The 17,736-nt window shown below is 64.5% G+C and carries 17 protein-coding genes and 1 tRNA gene; 7 read left to right on the plus strand and 11 right to left on the minus strand.

All coding sequences use genetic code 11. The annotated features are described in order from the left end of the window. Positions 1–17: 17 nt before the first annotated feature. The 3 genes from ACTDXD_RS21055 to ACTDXD_RS21065 form a co-directional block, all read right to left on the minus strand. Positions 18–851: an SDR family oxidoreductase gene (locus ACTDXD_RS21055; RefSeq protein ID WP_440124180.1), complete on the minus strand. Its 834-nt coding sequence runs from the start codon at positions 849–851 to the stop codon at positions 18–20. Next, the gene (locus tag ACTDXD_RS21060; protein ID WP_440124181.1) at positions 848–1,984 is read right to left on the minus strand and encodes a hypothetical protein; all 1,137 of its coding nucleotides are present in this window, start codon (positions 1,982–1,984) and stop codon (positions 848–850) included. The genes ACTDXD_RS21055 and ACTDXD_RS21060 overlap by 4 nt, the downstream gene beginning before the upstream one ends. A 67-nt stretch (positions 1,985–2,051) precedes the next feature. Then, positions 2,052–3,074, minus strand: a complete 1,023-nt coding sequence (locus ACTDXD_RS21065) for an AraC family transcriptional regulator (RefSeq protein WP_440124182.1) — start codon at positions 3,072–3,074, stop codon at positions 2,052–2,054. Between the two features lie 68 nt (positions 3,075–3,142). Between ACTDXD_RS21065 and ACTDXD_RS21070 the strand changes: the two genes are divergently transcribed. Beyond that, positions 3,143–4,474, plus strand: coding sequence for an MFS transporter (locus ACTDXD_RS21070; protein ID WP_440124183.1), 1,332 nt, complete (start codon positions 3,143–3,145; stop codon positions 4,472–4,474). Here ACTDXD_RS21070 and ACTDXD_RS21075 read toward each other — a convergent pair. The 5 genes from ACTDXD_RS21075 to ACTDXD_RS21095 all read right to left on the minus strand — a co-directional run bounded on the left by ACTDXD_RS21075 (position 4,460) and on the right by ACTDXD_RS21095 (position 8,266). Then, positions 4,460–5,335 (minus strand): SGNH/GDSL hydrolase family protein, encoded by an 876-nt coding sequence (locus tag ACTDXD_RS21075; RefSeq protein ID WP_440124184.1) that lies wholly within the window; start codon positions 5,333–5,335, stop codon positions 4,460–4,462. The genes ACTDXD_RS21070 and ACTDXD_RS21075 overlap by 15 nt on opposite strands. A gap of 67 nt (positions 5,336–5,402) precedes the next feature. Beyond that, a complete protein-coding gene (locus tag ACTDXD_RS21080) occupies positions 5,403–6,224 on the minus strand; it encodes an acyl-CoA thioesterase (RefSeq protein WP_440124185.1) in 822 nt (273 codons plus the stop codon). A 74-nt stretch (positions 6,225–6,298) separates the two neighbouring features. Then, the gene (locus ACTDXD_RS21085; protein ID WP_440124186.1) at positions 6,299–6,739 is read right to left on the minus strand and encodes a hypothetical protein; all 441 of its coding nucleotides are present in this window, start codon (positions 6,737–6,739) and stop codon (positions 6,299–6,301) included. Then, the gene (locus tag ACTDXD_RS21090) at positions 6,736–7,605 is read right to left on the minus strand and encodes an alpha/beta fold hydrolase (protein WP_440124187.1); all 870 of its coding nucleotides are present in this window, start codon (positions 7,603–7,605) and stop codon (positions 6,736–6,738) included. Before ACTDXD_RS21090 ends, ACTDXD_RS21085 begins: the two co-directional genes overlap by 4 nt. 22 nt (positions 7,606–7,627) lie before the next feature. Beyond that, entirely contained in the window at positions 7,628–8,266 is a 639-nt protein-coding gene (locus ACTDXD_RS21095; protein WP_440124188.1) for a TetR family transcriptional regulator, read from the minus strand. 167 nt (positions 8,267–8,433) lie between these two features. Between ACTDXD_RS21095 and ACTDXD_RS21100 the strand changes: the two genes are divergently transcribed. From ACTDXD_RS21100 to ACTDXD_RS21110, 3 genes are all read left to right on the plus strand, one after another. Continuing rightward, positions 8,434–9,540, plus strand: a complete 1,107-nt coding sequence (locus tag ACTDXD_RS21100; RefSeq protein ID WP_440124189.1) for a ferredoxin reductase — start codon at positions 8,434–8,436, stop codon at positions 9,538–9,540. A 61-nt stretch (positions 9,541–9,601) separates the two neighbouring features. Next, positions 9,602–10,828, plus strand: a complete 1,227-nt coding sequence (locus ACTDXD_RS21105; RefSeq protein ID WP_440124190.1) for a fatty acid desaturase family protein — start codon at positions 9,602–9,604, stop codon at positions 10,826–10,828. Between the two features lie 11 nt (positions 10,829–10,839). Then, positions 10,840–11,073, plus strand: a complete 234-nt coding sequence (locus ACTDXD_RS21110; RefSeq protein WP_440124191.1) for a hypothetical protein — start codon at positions 10,840–10,842, stop codon at positions 11,071–11,073. 78 nt (positions 11,074–11,151) lie between these two features. Here the strand turns inward: ACTDXD_RS21110 and gdhA are convergent, their stop codons facing one another. From gdhA to ACTDXD_RS21125, 3 genes are all read right to left on the minus strand, one after another. After that, positions 11,152–12,495: an NADP-specific glutamate dehydrogenase gene (gene gdhA, locus ACTDXD_RS21115; protein ID WP_440127737.1), complete on the minus strand. Its 1,344-nt coding sequence runs from the start codon at positions 12,493–12,495 to the stop codon at positions 11,152–11,154. Positions 12,496–12,825: 330 nt separating this feature from the next. Then, positions 12,826–12,899 (minus strand) — tRNA-Arg (locus tag ACTDXD_RS21120). Between the two features lie 49 nt (positions 12,900–12,948). Continuing rightward, positions 12,949–13,641, minus strand: coding sequence for a DedA family protein (locus tag ACTDXD_RS21125; protein WP_440124192.1), 693 nt, complete (start codon positions 13,639–13,641; stop codon positions 12,949–12,951). Positions 13,642–13,935: 294 nt separating this feature from the next. On the opposite strand from ACTDXD_RS21125, the gene ACTDXD_RS21130 reads away from it, so the two are divergent. Genes ACTDXD_RS21130 through ACTDXD_RS21140 form a run of 3 tightly spaced genes read left to right on the plus strand, consistent with a single transcriptional unit; the run spans position 13,936 to position 17,716 of the window. Then, positions 13,936–14,826: an FAD binding domain-containing protein gene (locus ACTDXD_RS21130; RefSeq protein ID WP_440124193.1), complete on the plus strand. Its 891-nt coding sequence runs from the start codon at positions 13,936–13,938 to the stop codon at positions 14,824–14,826. Next, positions 14,823–15,323, plus strand: coding sequence for a (2Fe-2S)-binding protein (locus tag ACTDXD_RS21135; protein WP_440124194.1), 501 nt, complete (start codon positions 14,823–14,825; stop codon positions 15,321–15,323). The genes ACTDXD_RS21130 and ACTDXD_RS21135 overlap by 4 nt, the downstream gene beginning before the upstream one ends. Continuing rightward, entirely contained in the window at positions 15,320–17,716 is a 2,397-nt protein-coding gene (locus tag ACTDXD_RS21140; protein WP_440124195.1) for an aerobic carbon-monoxide dehydrogenase large subunit, read from the plus strand. The genes ACTDXD_RS21135 and ACTDXD_RS21140 overlap by 4 nt, the downstream gene beginning before the upstream one ends. Positions 17,717–17,736: the final 20 nt, after the last annotated feature.

Below are 17,736 nucleotides of genomic sequence, written 5' to 3' on the forward strand. Positions count from 1 at the left end.
TGCGGGCCCGGCCGGGATCACGAGTTACGCTGTCCGCCGGTGGTTCTCAGCTTCTTCTGTACGCGACGACCCTGCGCGACCATGAGTGGGACGGCCGCAAGGCCGAATCGGGGCAGAGCGTCGCCCAACCGGGCGACGAGTCCACGCCAACGCGGAATCGTGGTGACGAGTCGGGGTTTGTCGAGCACTGCGCGGACCGCATCGACGACGTCGTCGGCCCCCAGCAGCTTTCCTGAGAACGACAGCGCCGAGGCCGGATCGTCCAGCTTGTCGTGCAGCATCGGTGTCCAGATGCCGTCCGGGCAGACACAGGAGATGTCGATATTCGTGATGCCCTCGAGCCGGAGATCGGCCATCGTGCTCAGGCTGAATCCGAGGGCTGCGTGTTTGGACGCCGCGTACACCGCTTCGCCGGGCACGGCGGTCAGGCCCGCGAGCGACACGATGTTGACCACGTGGCCGCCGCCGGTGTCTCGCATTGCAGTAATGGCGGCAACGGTCCCGTTGATCGTGCCGAGTGCGTTGACCTCGATCATCAGCCGGCGGGTCGCTTCGTCCTGTTCCCAGGCCGGGCCGGTGAGCAACACTCCGGCATTGTTCACCCACAGATCGAGACGTCCCGCGTGTTCGATGATCGCCTTGCGGGCGGCGTCGACCTGGGCATGGTCACGGACGTCGACCGCCAGAGCTATGGTGCGGCTGCCGAGTTCGTCGGCTGTTGCCTGCGCAGTCGCGGGGTCGACGTCGGTGACCAGCACCCGGTAGCCACGCTCGACGAGGAGGGCAGCGATCTTCTTGCCCAGGCCACGGCCTGCACCGGTGACGACTGCGCCTGCGCGAGCACGACTCATCGCTGCCCGGCCTCGATCGTGCCGTACTCGATACCGCCGTGAACGTAGGTCGGTACGACAGGCCACTGCCGTTTGCGCGGAGCAAGCTCGGTCGAGGGCAGAATCTGGAGCCAGCGAGGGTCGGTCTTGCAGGGGTCGGCGAGCGTCTTCTCCTTGATCATCGAATCGTACTGATCGAGAGAATCTTCCAGCGTGTTCGCGTTGGGGCAGATCTCGCGGCCGAATCGCTCGTGGTACTTGCGCACACCGGGAATCCTCGAGAGCTCCGGTTGCCAGTTGTCCAGGGCAATACCGTTCTCCGACGAGACCCAGACCCCGTCCGGAGTGTTGACCACCAGAGAATGGTTGCCGTCGGTATGGCCGGGCGTCCACAGGAGCGCGATTCCCGGGCCGAGTTCGATGTCGCCGTCGAATGCCACGAATTTGGCGGGATCCACCCCGCCGAGCCCGCCGTCGACGTACCACGCCCATTGCATGGGGTGGAGGGACTGCAAGGTGGCCAGCTCGCGCCTGTGCACCAGCATTTTCGCGTCGCCGAACAGCGCTCTGCGTGGTTCGGTCTCGCCTTCGATGATCTCGGTGGAGCCCAGGATCATCCGTGGGTCCTGCACGTGAAGGTGGTCGAAGGTGCAGAAGTCGATGTCGTCCGGTGCCAGGCCGAGCTTCTCGAGCACGTCGCTCGGCTCGTTGTAGTAGCTCAGGACGAGTTTCTCCGCGAGGCGGCCACCGGGGACCTTGTCGATGAGCGCGCGCAGGTTTCGGTAGAACGGGGCTTCGGCCGACCCATCAGGCACGGTGGGTTCGAACACCAGTGTGCGTGCGGTGCCGTTCCAGTCGTCGTACTGAACGACGATCATGCGGTTGATCATCGAGATCAGGGGGAGGGTCGGTGCCGCCACGGCGTTGTGGAAGGCGTATTCGACCGGGTACGGTGCTGCGGCGATATCGACCGACTTGATCGCACGGATGCGGCCCTGCGACGTGAAGCGTTGCTTGTACATTTGCGCGGCGCGGCGCACGGCTTTCAGACGCTCACCCCGTGGCCAGACGTCGTGTACACCCTCGAACTCGGGGATGATGCGTGCCCCGATGTTCGAAAGCTCGACGTCGGTTCGCTCTGCCTGAGTCGCCATCAGATCACTCCTTGCGGCTGAATCGTCCTCGGTCCAGGGTGCAAGGCGCGTCTCGCGAAAACTTGTTTCAGCGCGACAATCTGGGTTCGACGGTGTTGCGGAGTTCTCTGGGGCTCATCCCGTACCAGCGCCGGACCGCATGGCTGAGAGTGGCTTGTTCGGTGAAACCGACGAGTCCGGTCACCTGCGAGAACGGCACATTGCCGGTAGTGATGAGTCGATGAGCAGTGTCGCGGCGAATGGCGTCGAGAACCGTGTCGAAGGTGGTGTCCTCCGCGGCGAGCCGCCGTTGCAATGTTCGAGGGTGCATCGCGAGCGCGCGCGCAACCTCGGGCAGGGACGGCGGCGCGGACAATGTCGCGGCGAGGATGCTGCGCACGCGTGCAGGCAACTCGGTGGCCGGGTCGGAAAAGTTCTCTGCCAGGAATTGGAAAGCGTATTGCCGAATGGTCTCGTCGGCATGCGCGAAGCGTTCGTCCAGGATCCGCCTGTCGACACAGATGGCGGCGACCGCGCGGCCGAACTTCACGTCGCTGCCGAAGAAGTCGGTGTATCGGCGGACGGATGAGAGCGGACGGTGTGGGATCTCGACCGATCGGAGTCCGATCCGGCCTCCGATGAGCAGTTCCGCGATCCGGAAGAAGAGGCCGAGTCCCAACTCGATGCCCTGCCGTGAGTACGACGATTCCCGGAGATCCTTGCGGTACGTCAACGCGACGACCCCGCGGCGGCCGTAGGGGTCGGGCTCGACGTCCACCCTGAGTGCGGGACTGTGTACGTACAGGAACCGCGACGCGCAATGGAGTGCTTCGGCCACGGTCGAGGACTTCTGGATCGCCAATGCGAGCGGTCCGAGGACACTCACGTCCTGCACCGCTGCCAGTCGCAGACCGAGGTCGGGACATTCCAGCTCGGTCGCAGCGGTCTCGAGCATCAAGTCGTGGGCATCGATCGGGATGAGTTCGTCATCGGACGTCAGGAGTTCCCGAGACAGCGCGAACCGCCCGAGCAGCCGATCCGGATCGCCGCCGAGTTCTTCGACCAACGACGCGAATCCGCGAAGGCTGGCGGCGCGGATCTTCGGGACCATGAGACGACAGACTAACCACTGCGTGCGCGCAGTCGCATCGCCGACCGGTCGCTCATAAGCTGCGGGGCATGAACGCACATACGGACTTCAGACCCGGCACGGGTACTGACGCGACACGTCGGCAGGTCTTCGCATGGGGCCTGTGGGACTGGGGTTCGGCAGCATTCAACGCGGTGATCCTCACCTTCGTGTTCTCGGTGTACCTGACCGATGCGGTCGGCGATGATCTTCCCGGGTCGATCTCGGCGAGTACCTGGCTCGGTTGGGCTCTCGGCATCGCAGGATTCGCCATCGCCGTACTCGCACCCGTGTCGGGACAGAAGTACGACGCGAGCGGGCGCCGGAAACGCTCGTTGGGGGTTCTGACCTTCGCGACAGTGGCGTTGATGGCAGCAATGTTCTTCGTTCGGGACGACCACCATTTCCTGTGGCTCGGGCTTGTACTCCTCGGAGCAGGCTCGGTGATCTTCGAACTCGCCAATGTTCCGTACAACGCGATGCTCAGTCAGGTCTCCACCGAGAAGAACATCGGCCGGGTCTCCGGATTCGGCTGGTCCATGGGCTATTTCGGTGGCATTGTGCTCTTGCTGTTGTGTTATACGGGGTTCATCGCCGGAGACGGCGACACCCGAGGATTCTTGTCGATCACCACCGGCGACGGACTCAACATCCGGCTGGTGGCATTGCTCGCTGCGGTGTGGTTCGCGGTGTTCGCCTTGCCGGTGTTGTTTGCCGTGCCCGAGAAACCCCACCAACGTTCCGACGACGACCGCCGGGTGGGTTTCGTCGAGTCGTACCGCGTGCTGTGGAACGATCTGAAGGAGCTGTGGAACGAGGACCGGCGCATCGTCTGGTATCTCGGTGCGTCCGCCTTGTTCCGCGACGGTCTTGCGGGGGTGTTCACCTTCGGGGCGGTCCTCGCGGTCACCGTGTACGAGATCAGCGCCGCCGACGTGTTGTTGTTCGGTGTGGCCGCGAACGTGGTGTCGGCGGTCGGTGCGCTCGTAGCGGGCCGCGTCGACGATCGGGTGGGCCCGAAGGCAGTCATCGTCGCTTCGTTGGCGTCGATGATCGTGGTCGGTGGGGTGTTGTTGGTGGTGTCCGGGCCCCTGATGTTCTGGGTCTTCGGCCTTCTTCTGTGCCTGTTCGTCGGCCCCGCCCAGTCGTCGGCGCGTACCTTCCTCGTTCGCATCACCCCGGCCGGCCGCGAAGGCCAGATGTTCGGTCTCTATGCCACTACAGGCCGTGCAGTGTCGTTCCTGGCGCCGACGTTGTTCGGATTCTTCGCGTGGTGGTTCGGCGCGGACCGGGCGGGCATCGCGGGTCTGCTTCTCGTGCTGGCGTCGGGTCTGGTCGCGCTGCTCGCCGTGCGTGCACCCGAACGCTCAGTTGTCGGCTGACAACGCGCTGACCACCCGCTCCGCCGCATTGCGATGGCCCGCTGCATTGGGGTGCAGTGGGATACCCGGAGATGTCGGAACGATCCCTTCCATCCATCGCTGCTCGGGGGTGGCGCACGCGTCGTGCCCGATCGTCGATGTGCGAAGGTCCACGAATCGGGCTCCGGCGCCGACGACCTGCTCGGCCATCACCGTGTTGAGCCGGTCGATCTTGGACTGCAGATATGTGGCGTCCTGCGGCCACATCTGTTGTTCCGGAAAGCAGCCGCCGTCACGGATCCCCGTCGGGTAGCCGACGAACACGATGTCTGCGTGCGGTGACCGCGTCCGGATTTCCTCGACTATCACGGCATACCTGGACGCGAAGGTATCGATCGCGATGTCGTAGGGATCGGGCCGGCCGGAATTGCTCTCCGCGCACGACACACCCTGCGGGGGAGGAGCGACATTGGTGCAGGAGATCGCCAGCTGGACCAGGCCGATGTCGTTTCCGCCGATTCCGACCGTGACGAGGTCGGTGTGGGGCCGCAGTGCGTCGTACTGCGGTGGCACTGCCGAGCGGGTCAGGACGGAGATCTGTCGACCATGCAGATCGCTGGAGACGGCACCGCTGCACGAGGCGTCGACGAATTCGTCGACGCCGAGCGTTTCGGCTACCAGGGTGGGGTAGTTCACTTCGGAACGTCCGCACTCGTCGCTCGTGCTCGGTGGGATTCCCGGTCCGGCCACGAACGAATCACCCAGCGCGACGTACGAGCCGATCGCCTGCTCCGCCGATGCCGGTGGTGCGACGCTCAGAGCAACAACTCCGGCCGCTGCGAAGGCGGCTGCAGAGAATCGACATTCGTTCGACCAGCGCACGTGCCCCCCCGTCGTCTGATGACGATCATCATGACGGGGTGTGCCTGATCTGTCAGGAGAATGGGTCTCAGGATTTGAAATACACCAATTGATGGGCGGTGGCGAGCAATGTGTCGCCCGAGCCCCACAGATGCGCGGTCTGATCGAAGTAGTTCCGACCGAACCGGTGGCTGCGGGCTGTGGCGAGGATCGGATGATCCGACTGGGCTTCGATCTCGGCGGCGTCCGCGTGGAAATAGATCGTCAGCGTCACCGTGCCTGCGGGCAGCGCGTGGCCGCGGCGCAGGAACGCGCGGGGGTAGAAGACGTCGCACAGGGCGGTCAGTGAGGTGAAGTCGAGTGGGCGTGCGGGTTCGTCACGGACCCAGAGGGTGGAGGTGGAATCGGGGTGCGGGGCGGCGTCGGGGCCGGGAATCGGGCCCTCGACGAAGCGCATCTCGTAGTTCTTGCCCCACGCCACGAAATCGGGGAAGGGAGTGGCCGCCACCTCGTCCGCAGGTGGTGCGGTGGGCGCGGCGAGCTCGGTCGATGCCCAGGTGTCCTTACGATTGCCGAACACTGCGGTAGCGGTGGTCGTGACAGACCCGTCCTGGGTCAGCTCGACCACCCAGTGCTGGCTCGAGCGATTGGTACGCACCGGTCGGGCGACGATCTCGAACTCCCCGTACGCGATCGCCGCGGCGAAATTGACCGTCAGTGACAACGGTGTTCCGAGGACCTCCGGGTGGAGCTGTACGGCCTGGAGCAGCGTGGCGGCCGTGACACCTCCGAACGGTCCGACCATGTTTGCGTATGCGGAGTGCGTGTTTCCGGTATAGCGGCCCGCGTCGATAGCGGTGAGCTCGACAGCGGCGTCGAAGACGTGGACGGCGTTCTCGGTTTCGGACATGACGACATGAAACCAGAGTCGACGACGCCGCTCGATTACCACCCGGGTAAGCGTCGTCGAACATGGCCGAGGAACTACTGCCACGGTGTGGCACATAACTCCTGACGTGCTTTGTTCCAGAACGGCGAGAGCTCGACCGGTCCGGCGTCAGGGTGATCGCGCTGCCCCAGCTCGATGAACTCGAGGGCCGTCTTTCCCGCTGTGCGCGAGTACACGCAGGCTTGCAGAACGAGCTCGGCCGCGTCCGCGAAAGGCAGGGAGTTGCCCCACGGGCCGAGGTCGGTCGAGTGCACGAACGTGTCGAGGTCCGTGCCGCGACGGTTGAATTCGAGCTGGGTTTCGTAGTCGCAGGGATTGCCGAACAATGCGGTGCAGGTCGTGGAGTGCCCGTCCAACACGAACGCGCTGTCGTCGAGGGCGTGCTGTTGCGGATCCTTCGGTTGCTCCCACACCATGAAGAACGCCGCCACCGCGGCTGCGATCAACACGACCAGCAACAGCGCACCGCGTTTCATCGACCTTGCCTCACCCGTGTGCCGATGGCGGTCGTGACGGCACCGGGAGCCTCGTCCGGGATCCAGTGAGAAACGCCGTCGAGCGCCTCGAAGGTGTAGTCGGCATCGACGAAGTCGCCGCAGAGTTCCGCGGCGAACCGGCCGACCGCAGCATCATCGGTGCTCCAGATGTAGGTGGTCGGTATCTTCACCGGCGGGAGACGCCCGGTGTCGGCGGTCATCGCCCGGTACCAGTTGAGGGCAGCGGTGAGCGCGCCCGGTTCACGGAGTGCGCGCACGTACTCGGCGACCGCGTCCGACGGCACGGCGTGACCGTACAGAGCGCGGAGTCGGTGTGCGTCGTCCGCAAGCAGGACGTCTTCGGCCTTGCCTGCTTCACGGAACAGGGAGAAATACGTCGAACGTGCTTTCTGGTCGTCGTTTCCACGCAATGCCATACCGAACGCAGCCAGGTGCGGAATCGACAGCGCGGTCAGTGTTCGCACCCGTTCGGGGTGGTGTGCAGCTACATGCCATGCGACCGATGAACCCCAATCGTGTCCGACGATGTGCGCGTCGTCGATGTCGAATGCATCGAGAATTCCGAGGGCATCAGCGCTCAGGTGGTCGATCGTGTACGCAGTTACCCCGCTCGGGCGGGCGCCGGGAGAGTAGCCGCGCTGATCGGGCAGCAGCACCCGCATACCGTCGCCGGCGAGCCCCGCGGCCACCGCATTCCAGCAGCGCGAGGTCTGGGGAAATCCGTGCAACAACAGGATGGGAGGTCCGTCCGCCGGGCCCGCGACCCGGACGTCGAAGGTCAGATCACCGAGTGTGACGGCAGCAGACGCGAACCCTGCTGACTCGGATGCTGCTGTTTCAGGCACCCTTCAACGGTACGTCCCGAAGTCAGCCGTGTAGCGGATTCCACGCAGCCATTCCGAGCATGATCAGGCGCATCTGCTTCTCTGCGCGGGTGAGGACCTCCGCTTCGGCGGCGCGCCCTGGAGTGACGGCGAGCAGGTCCAACGCGACTTCGAACATGGAGGTGACGAGCAGGTCGGCGGCCATCTCGAGATCGTCGGATCCCCATCCGGCGAGTTGAGGGATACGAGCGAGGTCGACTGCGAGTTCGCGGGTGAGCAGGCGCAGTTCGACCGTGAAGGCCCGCGCCACTTCCGGGTGACCACCATGACGTTCGCGCGCGAGGAATCGGAAGGCGAGTTCGTGGTCGCGAACCTGCCCGAGTAGTGCGGCCAGCGACGCCTGAGCGTTGGAAGGACCCGGATTACGACGCGCGTCGCGCAGGACGGAGCGCAGCAACCGCATCGTGTCGTCGGCGAGTGCGACACCGAGCTCCTCCATCGACGCGAAGTGGCGATAGAACGCCGTGGGCACGATGCCGACCGATCGGGCGACCTCGCGCAGGCTCACGCTCGCGAAACTGCGGTCCGAGGACAGCTCGAGTGCGGCGTCGAGGATCGCCTGGCGGGTGCGCTCCTTGCGTTCGGCCCGGCTGGTCGGTTCAGGAGTGGGGGCTACGGGCACGGTCCCGAGTGTAGGCAGGCGGTGTGTTGCGCGGTCGTGTCGCCCCCTCGTGGGGTGTTACCGCCGTCACAGCAGGGTTGACAGCGTTCGGCCCGCTCCTGGCACACTGGGTTCAGTGTACGAATGTGCACTGAAATAGCGCCTCCGGATCAGGAAGGGTGGACACCATGACTTCGACCCAAGTGCCGAGCCGTGCCCCAGTCGGGGGAAAAGCCAGAAAACTCCTGTTCGGAGCGCTTGGTGCACTGTCCTCACCGCACCACCTCGACCGCTATCTGGAACTTGCCGACCCGCTACTCGCGACCGCGTCGAATCGGGCGAGGATCACACATATCGATACAAGTGTGCACGGATCGACGACGCTGACAGTACGCCCAGCACGACCCTGCCGGTTCGTTCCGGGGCAGCACGTCCAGCTCGCGGTGGTGATAGATGGGGTGCGGCACGTGCGTACGTTCTCACCTGCGATCATGCCCGGGTCGCGCGACGTGGTGTTCACCGTCGGTACGCGGCCCGGTGGGCTCGTATCGGGTCATCTCGCGGAACATGCGCGGGTGGGAGATGTCGTCGAAGTCGGTGACGGCGCGGGGAACTTCGTGCTCCCGGAGCCGCGGCCCCTGCGTCTGCTGATGATCAGCGGTGGGTCCGGTATCACCCCCGTGTTGTCGATGCTGGGATCGCTTGCTTCCGAAAGCGGCGCGACCGCGGTCACGTTCGTGCACTACGCGCGTAGTTCGGGGCACGTCCCCCGCCGCGCAGAACTCGATGCGCTGTCCTCGCTCCCCAACGTCGAGGTCGTGTTGGTCCACACTCGTGGTGAGGGCGGGCACCTGCGCGGTCGGTTCGAACGCGCGCACCTCGATGCGGTCGCACCGTGGTTCGCCGACACCCCTACCTACGTATGCGGGCCGTCCGGATTGGTCGAGCGCGTACGCGAGCTGTACGCCGAAACCGGCTCCTCGGAGCTGTTGCACACCGAGGAATTCATGCCGCCCGCATACGTCGTCGACCCGGACGATGTGTCGGGGTCGGTGTCGTTCGCCGAATCCGGAATCGTCGCTGCGAACAGTGGTGCGACCGTTCTGGAGCAGGCCGAGAATGCGGGACTCACGCCAGAACACGGCTGCCGCATGGGAATTTGTCACACCTGCACCGCGATCCGGTCGTCCGGATGTACGCGCGATATCAGGACGGGCGAAACCGACTCCGAACCGGGTGCGCGCATCCAGATCTGCGTCAGCGCGCCGATCGGCAACGTCACCGTCGAGCTCTGACGTAAACCACCGTCGAACGCAGACGACACTTCATTCAGAACCGAAAACATTGGAGGACAGCATGTTCGGCTTGACTCTTCCGACGATCCCGTTCCTGCCGTTTCTGTCGCGCAGTCGTGCGGAACCCGCCGTCGCGGAACCAATCGTGCTCAGTCGCGATCAGATCGACGAGATCGGACGCGAACTGGATGCGCTCCGGGAGCGTACTGTGGCTTCGCTCGGCACCGAGGATCGCGACTACATCTACCGGATCATCAAGGCCCAGAGAGGGTTCGAGGTGACCGGTCGCGGACTGTTGTTCCTCGGCTTCTTTCCTCCGGCGTGGGTGGCCGGTGTTGCCGCGCTCAGCGTGTCGAAGATTCTCGACAACATGGAGATCGGCCACAACGTGATGCACGGCCAGTACGACTGGATGCGCGAGCCGTCGCTGAACTCCCGCACCTTCGAATGGGACACGGTCTGTCCGTCGGACCAGTGGCGGCACTCGCACAACTACATGCATCACACCTACACCAACATCGTGGGGAGGGACCGGGACATCGGATACGGCATCCTTCGGATGGACCCCGCGCAGAAGTGGCATCCGTACTATCTCGGAAACCCCGTGTATGCAACAGCTTTGATGCTGTTGTTCGAATGGGGCGTGATGCTCCACGACGCGGAGGTGGAGCGAATAGTCTCGCGTGAGCGGAACTGGCGCGACGTGATTCCGCTGGCGAAGGGCTGGTGGCGCAAGGTGCGGCGTCAGGTGGTCAAGGACTACATCGCGTTTCCGTTGTTGAGCGGCCCGATGTTCGTTCCGACACTGGTCGGGAACGCGACCGCCAACCTGGTCCGCAACCTGTGGACCTTCTCGATCATCTTCTGCGGCCACTTCCCGTCGGGAGTGCAGTCCTTCTCGACAGAAGAGACCGCGAACGAGACACGCGGCGAGTGGTACGTCCGTCAGATGCTGGGCAGCGCGAACATCAGCGGCACCCCGCTGTTCCACATCATGTCGGGCAACCTGTCACATCAGATCGAACACCACCTGTTCCCGGATCTGCCCGCGCACCGGTATCCGGAACTGGCACCGCAGGTACAGGCGCTCTGCGAGAAGCACGGATTGCCCTACAACACCGGCGGTCTGTTTGCGCAGGTCTCGTCCGTCTGGAGGAAGATCTTCCGGTTCGCTCTTCCGCCTTCGCTGGTGTCGCCGGAGCCGGGGACGACGGTGTTCCTCGATCGGGTGCCCAGTTCCGCGCGCGGTGTCGAGACTGCGGGTACTCTCGCGCGGGACAACGCGTGAGGGGATCCGGCATGGTTGGAAAGTTCGAGCGAAACAAGGACGTGATCCAGGAGGTCACCGAATCGACGGCGACACATGTCGGGGCGATCGCAAGCATCATCGCAGGCGCGGTCCGCGACGTGACCCGTGAAATAGGTGACCTGATCACCGAAGGGATCGAGATGCGCGAAGCCTCGCGGAAGGCGCGCAGTGATCACCGCAGCGACGAGGTCTTCGGCAAGGACGAGAACCTCGACGAGAAATAAGCAGGACGAACCGAGAACTCGCAGCCCTGGTGGACGACCACCAGGGCTGCGAGCTCTACATCAGGTCTGCGATCTTCGTCAGATGACGCCGAGCGCGAACATCGCGTCGGCCACCTTCACGAAGCCGGCGATGTTGGCGCCGTGCACGTAGTCGCCCGGCTTGCCGTACTCGGCGGCGGTCTCGATGCAACGACCGTGGATGTCGGCCATGATGCCTGCGAGACGCTCATCGGTGTAGTCGAAGTGCCACGAATCGCGCGATGCGTTCTGCTGCATTTCCAGCGCGGAGGTGGCGACGCCACCTGCGTTGGCTGCCTTGCCAGGAGCGAAGCGGACACCCGCCTCACGGAACACGGAGATACCACCCGGCGTGGTCGGCATGTTCGCGCCCTCGGCGACAACCTTGACACCGTTCTTGACGAGGGTCTTGGCGGCATCCTCGTCGAGTTCGTTCTGGGTGGCACAGGGGAGTGCGACATCGCACGGCACGGTCCAGATGTTGCCATCGGCGAAGAACTCGGCGTCGGTGCGCTCGTCCGCGTACTCGCAGATACGACCGCGACGAACTTCCTTGATCTCCCTCAGCAGCGCACAGTCGATGCCGTTCTTGTCGTAGATGTAACCGGACGAGTCCGAGCACGCGACGACCTTGCCGCCGAGCTGATGGATCTTCTCGATCGCGTAGATCGCGACGTTGCCCGAGCCCGACACCACAGCGGTCGACCCCTCGAGCGAGTAGCCACGCGCCTTGGCCATCTCGGCCACGAAGTACGCGACGCCGTAGCCGGTGGCTTCCTTGCGGACCTGTGATCCGCCCCAGGTGAGGCCCTTGCCGGTGAGGACACCCGATTCGTACGAGTTCGTCAGACGCTTGTACTGACCGAACAGGTAGCCGATCTCGCGGCCACCGACGCCGATATCGCCTGCGGGAACGTCGGTGTACTCACCGATGTGGCGGTGCAGCTCGGTCATGAACGACTGGCAGAAGCGCATGATCTCCTGCTCGGAGCGACCCTTGGGATCGAAGTCCGAGCCGCCCTTGCCGCCGCCGATGGGCAGGCCGGTGAGCGCGTTCTTGAAGATCTGCTCGAAGCCGAGGAACTTGACGATGCCGAGGTTGACGCTCGGGTGGAAGCGCAGTCCGCCCTTGTAGGGACCGAGCACGCTGTTGTACTGCACGCGGAAGCCGCGGTTGACGTGCACCTGGCCGTCGTCGTCGATCCACGGCACGCGGAAGATGATCTGGCGCTCAGGTTCGCAGAGACGCTCGATGAGCCCGGAATCGAAGTAGGACGGGTGCCGTTCCAGTACGACGTGCAGAGACTCGAACACCTCGGCCGCAGCCTGATGGAACTCGGGTTCACCCGCGTTACGGGCCTTGACCTGTTCGTAGATCTCTTCGATGCGGTCCGAGGTCGACACGCCCACCTACCTGACTGTGAGAAGACTGTTACACCGTATTTACGTCGTGAACTATAGGGGCCGATCAATACTGTCTGGTAATCCGGTCTGCTTGTGCGAGAAGGAACACAGCTGTCGAGGATCGTGGAAATGAGCGTCGGTGAGGCGCATGGGGCGCATGTTCTCGATCGCGGCGGGTGCTCGAGCAGCACGTAGGAGTCTACCGGCGCGCCCGATGAACGTCCGGATACTTCGAAGTGATGCATGGCCGTGACCAGTGCGTACGGCGCGATCCAGGGTGTCTTGCCCGTCCGGGCGAATCCGGCCTGGTCGGGGTGCTTGCGATGTGGGTGCCCCCGGCAGGACTCGAACCTGCGACCTAGAGATTAGAAGGCTCTTGCTCTATCCAGCTGAGCTACGGGGGCGCGGCCAGAATCTTAACGGGGCCGCGGTGTCGGGTGCAGGCAGGGTCGACTACAGGGTGCGGGTGGGTCCCGGTTCTCCGGAATCCCCGACGTCGCCGGTCTCGCTGGCGTCGTGAAACGGCGCCGCGTCGTCGTCGCTCGCATCTGCCTTGCTGCTCTGCAGCCTTTGCATCACGTGGTCGACCCCGATGCCGAGCAGTACCGCGACGCAGATCGAGACCGCCGCGCCGAGGAGCGGTTGCTCGTGGAAGAAGCCGCCCACGAGTCGACCCATCATCGACGAGTACACCGCCCAGGTGATTCCTCCGATGATGGTCAGCGGCACGAATTTCTTGCGTGGGTAGCGCGTCGCGCCTGCGGTCATGTTCACCGCGATCCGGCCGATCGGGACGTACCGAGCCGTGATGATGATCGCGGCGCCGCGCTTGTCGAGGCCCTTGCGTGCCCAGGCGAACGCTGCTCGGGCTCTGGGTTTGCGCATCCACCCGAACCTCTCGGTGCCGACCTTCCGTCCGATCGTGTAAGCGATGTTGTCGCCGACGATTGCGCCCAGTGCTGCGAGAGGAATGACCGCCCACAAATAGGGCTTGCCCGTGGAACCCGAGAGTGACGCGAGGGTGACCAGGATGGTCTCGCTCGGCACCGGAGGGAAGAAACCGTCGATGATGCAGACGAAGAACAAGAGTGGATAGACCCACAGGGCTGCTGCCTGGCCGATGATGAATTCGTTGATCACGTCCATGGGGGGCGGTGATACTCCTGTCGGGTCACGGAGGTTACTGCTTCTACGGTATTCGCAGTCGTGTGTGAGCACATCAGGGTGAGTCCCGATCTCTGTCCCGGCTCGGTCGGTGGCTTCGGACGCTCTCGGGGAGTGGCCGTTCTGGTTCTTCGTCGGGACTGCACGAAAGTGAGTCGTAAAAGTCCGATTTCGGCTCTGAAATGCCACGTCGGCGCTACCCTGGGCATCACGGGGGAGATGGCGTACACATCGCATGTTCGATGTGGCGGGGTTCACACCAGTGGGGAGTGAAACATGCAGGTTCCGGGCCCATTCGACTACGAGCGCGCTACCGGCGTCGAGCACGCGATAGCGCTGCTGGACCGGTTGGGTGAGGAGTCCCGAGTCATCGCGGGCGGGCACAGCCTCCTGCCGATGATGAAGCTCAGGCTCGCCGATCCACAGCATCTGATCGACATCAACGATCTCGGCGGCGAGCTCGATTATGTGGAGATCGAGCCCGACGTGGTCCGGATCGGCGCGCTCACCCGTCATCGCACGCTGCTCGAGTCCGACGACCTTGCCGAGGTCTTCCCGATCTTCCGGGACGCCGAGAAGGTCATCGCCGATCCGGTGGTGCGCAACCGCGGCACGATCGGCGGCTCGCTGTGTCAGGCCGACCCTGCCGAGGATCTGTCCACGGTGTGCTCGGTGTCCGACGCCAGGTGTGTCCTCCGCGGCCCGTCGGGAGTGCGTGAGTTGCCGTTCGCAGAGTTCCATCTCGGCCCATATGAAACAGCGGTGGCTCCGAACGAGCTTCTCGTCGAGATCCGCTTGCCACGTAAGGGGCCCTGCTCGAGCGCCTACGCGAAGGTGGAGCGTCGCGCAGGCGACTGGGCCGTCGCTGCGGTCGGCGCTGCGGTGTGGATGGCCGATGGCGTGTTCTCCGACGTCCGCATCGGACTCACGGCAGTCCGCGCCGATGACGACGCCCTCGCTGCGATCGGAGATCTGCTTCGCGGCAGGGCCCCGGCGGAAGAGCTTTTCCGTGACGCCGGAGCACTTGCATCGTCTGCCTGCTCGCCGGAATCCGACCAGCGTGGCACCGCCGAATACAAGCGGCACCTCGCCTCGGAGCTGACCGTACGGACACTGCGCCGTGCGGCCGAACGACTCGACTTGTTCGAAGGGAATCGACGTCGATGAGAATCTCGATGACCGTCAATGGTGAAGACGTCGAGGCCGACGTCGAACCACGCACGCTGCTCGTGCATTTCCTCCGCGACCATCTGGGGCTGACCGGAACCCACTGGGGCTGTGACACCAGCAATTGCGGGACGTGTGTCGTTGCTGTGGACGGTGAGCCCGTCAAGTCGTGCACGACGCTCGCTGTGATGGCTTCCGGCCACGAGGTCGGGACTGTCGAAGGCCTCGAGCAGGACGGAATTCTCGACCCGGTGCAGGAGGGATTCATGCAGTGTCATGGACTCCAATGCGGCTTCTGCACGCCGGGCATGATGATCACTGCCCGTGCGTTGCTCGACCGCGACCCCGACCCGGACGAAGCCACGATCCGCAAGGCGATCTCCGGACAGATCTGCCGGTGCACCGGCTACACCACGATCGTGCGCTCGGTGCGATGGGCGGCCGAGCACACAGCCCAGGATGCTCACTCGTCACAGAACGCGGGGGCCACCTCATGACCACCGTCGATCCCGGCTTCGAAGCCCCGGTGACAGAGGACAACGACCACAAGCCCTGCGGGCACGGCCGCATGCTCCGCAAGGAGGACCCCCGGTTCATCCGGGGCCAGGGACACTACGTCGACGATGTCCAGCTGCCGGGCATGCTGCATCTCGCGGTGTTGCGCTCTCCGGTCGCGCATGCCCGGATCACCGGGATCGACACTGCCGCGGCATTGGCGCATCCGTTGGTCAAGGCTGTCATCACCGGCGCCGACCTCGCAGAGAAGGGCCTGGCGTGGATGCCGACCCTGTCGAACGACGTCCAGGCGGTCCTCGCCACCGACAAGGTGCGGTTCCACGGACAGGAAGTTGCGTTCGTCGTCGCCGAGGACCGCTACTCGGCCCGCGATGCGCTCGAGCTCATCGATGTCGACTACGACATCCTCGATCCGGTCGTCGATGTCCGCACTGCTCTCTCGCCCGATGTGCCCGTCATCCGGGACGACCTCGACGGCAAGACCGACAACCACTGCTTCGACTGGGAAGCCGGTGATGCTGCAGCGACCGATGCGGTGTTCGCGCGAGCCGACGTCATCACCCGTCAGGAGATCGTCTACCCGCGAGTGCATCCTGCGCCGATGGAGACCTGCGGTGCCGTAGCCGACTACAACCGGGTCACCGGAAAGCTGACACTCTGGTCGACATCCCAGGCACCGCATGCCCATCGCACGCTGTATGCGCTGGTCGCCGGCCTGCCCGAACACAAGATTCAGGTGATCTCACCCGACATCGGCGGTGGTTTCGGCAACAAGGTGCCGATCTACCCCGGTTACGTGGGTGCGATCGTCGCATCACTGATCCTGGGCAAGCCCGTCAAGTGGATGGAGGATCGCAGCGAGAACCTGATGAGTACGGGCTTCGCGCGTGACTACATCATGGTCGGCGAGATCGCGGCGACCGAGGAAGGCAGGATCCTTGCGATCCGTTCGCGGGTCCTCGCTGATCACGGCGCCTTCAATGCCACCGCCGCGCCAGTGAAGTATCCGGCCGGGTTCTTCGGCGTGTTCACCGGAAGCTACGACATCGACGCGGCCTACTGCCACATGACGGCCGTCTACACGAACAAGGCGCCCGGCGGGGTCGCGTACGCGTGTTCGTTCCGGATCACTGAGGCCGTGTACTTCGTCGAACGACTCGTCGACTGCCTCGCATTCGACCTCGGGATGGATCCGGCGGAGCTACGGCTGAAGAACCTGCTGCGGCCCGACCAGTTCCCGTACACCAGCAAGACCGGCTGGAAGTACGACTCGGGCGACTACGAGACAACGATGCGCAAGGCCATGGACATGATCGGCTACGAGGACCTGCGGCGCGAACAGGCAGAGCGGCGTTCCCGCGGCGAACTCATGGGTATCGGCATGGCGTTCTTCACCGAAGCAGTCGGCGCCGGCCCCCGCAAGGACATGGACATCCTCGGACTAGGCATGGCCGACGGCTGCGAACTGCGTGTCCACCCCACCGGTAAAGCAGTGGTGCGGCTGTCGGTACAGAGCCAGGGGCAGGGACACGAGACCACCTTCGCGCAGATCGTCGCTGAGGAGATCGGCATCCCTCCCGAGGACATCGATGTCGTTCACGGAGACACCGACAACACCCCGTTCGGTCTCGGCACCTACGGAAGCCGATCCACCCCGGTATCGGGTGCGGCCGCCGCCCTCGTCGCCCGCAAGGTACGAGACAAGGCGAAGATCATCGCATCGGGCATGCTCGAGGTTTCCGTCGCCGACCTGGAGTGGGAGAAAGGCTCGTTCCACGTCAAGGGTGACCCGTCCGCGGCCGTGACGATCCAGGACATCGCGATGCGTGCGCACGGTGCCGGCGATCTCCCCGAAGGGCTCGAGGGTGGTCTCGAAGCCCAGATCTGTTACAACCCGGAGAATCTCACCTATCCATACGGTGCATACTTCTGCGTCGTCGACATCGATCCCGGCACGGCCGAGGTGACGGTCCGTCGATTCCTCGCGGTCGACGACTGCGGCACCCGGATCAACCCGATGATCATCGAGGGCCAGGTGCACGGCGGCATCGTCGACGGCATCGGAATGGCCCTCATGGAGATGATCGCGTTCGACGAGAACGGCACGTGCCTCGGTGGCTCGTTCATGGACTATCTGATCCCCACTGCGCTCGAGGTCCCGGCACTGGAGACCGGGCACACCGTCACCCCGTCGCCGCACCATCCGATCGGTGCGAAGGGAATCGGTGAATCCGCGACGGTCGGTTCGCCGCCCGCCATCGTCAACGCGGTGCTGGATGCGTTGAAGCCGCTCGGGATCAGGCACGCAGACATGCCCCTGACCCCGTCGCGGGTGTGGGAAGCGATGCAGGGGCGGGCGGCACCCCCGATCTGATGAACCGTCCGGGAGCGAGA

Origin of the sequence: Rhodococcus sp. SJ-3, assembly GCF_051918125.1 — a bacterium.
GTDB lineage: Bacteria > Actinomycetota > Actinomycetes > Mycobacteriales > Mycobacteriaceae > Rhodococcus.

Coding starts and splice junctions, on each gene's coding strand:
- ACTDXD_RS21065 (WP_440124182.1), bottom strand. CDS start 3,074: ATGGTCCCGAAGATCCGCGCCGCCAGCCTTCGCGGATTCGCGTCGTTG.
- ACTDXD_RS21130 (WP_440124193.1), top strand. CDS start 13,936: ATGCAGGTTCCGGGCCCATTCGACTACGAGCGCGCTACCGGCGTCGAG.
- ACTDXD_RS21105 (WP_440124190.1), top strand. CDS start 9,602: ATGTTCGGCTTGACTCTTCCGACGATCCCGTTCCTGCCGTTTCTGTCG.
- ACTDXD_RS21080 (WP_440124185.1), bottom strand. CDS start 6,224: ATGTCCGAAACCGAGAACGCCGTCCACGTCTTCGACGCCGCTGTCGAG.
- ACTDXD_RS21110 (WP_440124191.1), top strand. CDS start 10,840: ATGGTTGGAAAGTTCGAGCGAAACAAGGACGTGATCCAGGAGGTCACC.
- ACTDXD_RS21070 (WP_440124183.1), top strand. CDS start 3,143: ATGAACGCACATACGGACTTCAGACCCGGCACGGGTACTGACGCGACA.
- ACTDXD_RS21100 (WP_440124189.1), top strand. CDS start 8,434: ATGACTTCGACCCAAGTGCCGAGCCGTGCCCCAGTCGGGGGAAAAGCC.
- ACTDXD_RS21060 (WP_440124181.1), bottom strand. CDS start 1,984: ATGGCGACTCAGGCAGAGCGAACCGACGTCGAGCTTTCGAACATCGGG.
- ACTDXD_RS21125 (WP_440124192.1), bottom strand. CDS start 13,641: ATGGACGTGATCAACGAATTCATCATCGGCCAGGCAGCAGCCCTGTGG.
- ACTDXD_RS21085 (WP_440124186.1), bottom strand. CDS start 6,739: ATGAAACGCGGTGCGCTGTTGCTGGTCGTGTTGATCGCAGCCGCGGTG.
- ACTDXD_RS21135 (WP_440124194.1), top strand. CDS start 14,823: ATGAGAATCTCGATGACCGTCAATGGTGAAGACGTCGAGGCCGACGTC.
- ACTDXD_RS21140 (WP_440124195.1), top strand. CDS start 15,320: ATGACCACCGTCGATCCCGGCTTCGAAGCCCCGGTGACAGAGGACAAC.
- ACTDXD_RS21055 (WP_440124180.1), bottom strand. CDS start 851: ATGAGTCGTGCTCGCGCAGGCGCAGTCGTCACCGGTGCAGGCCGTGGC.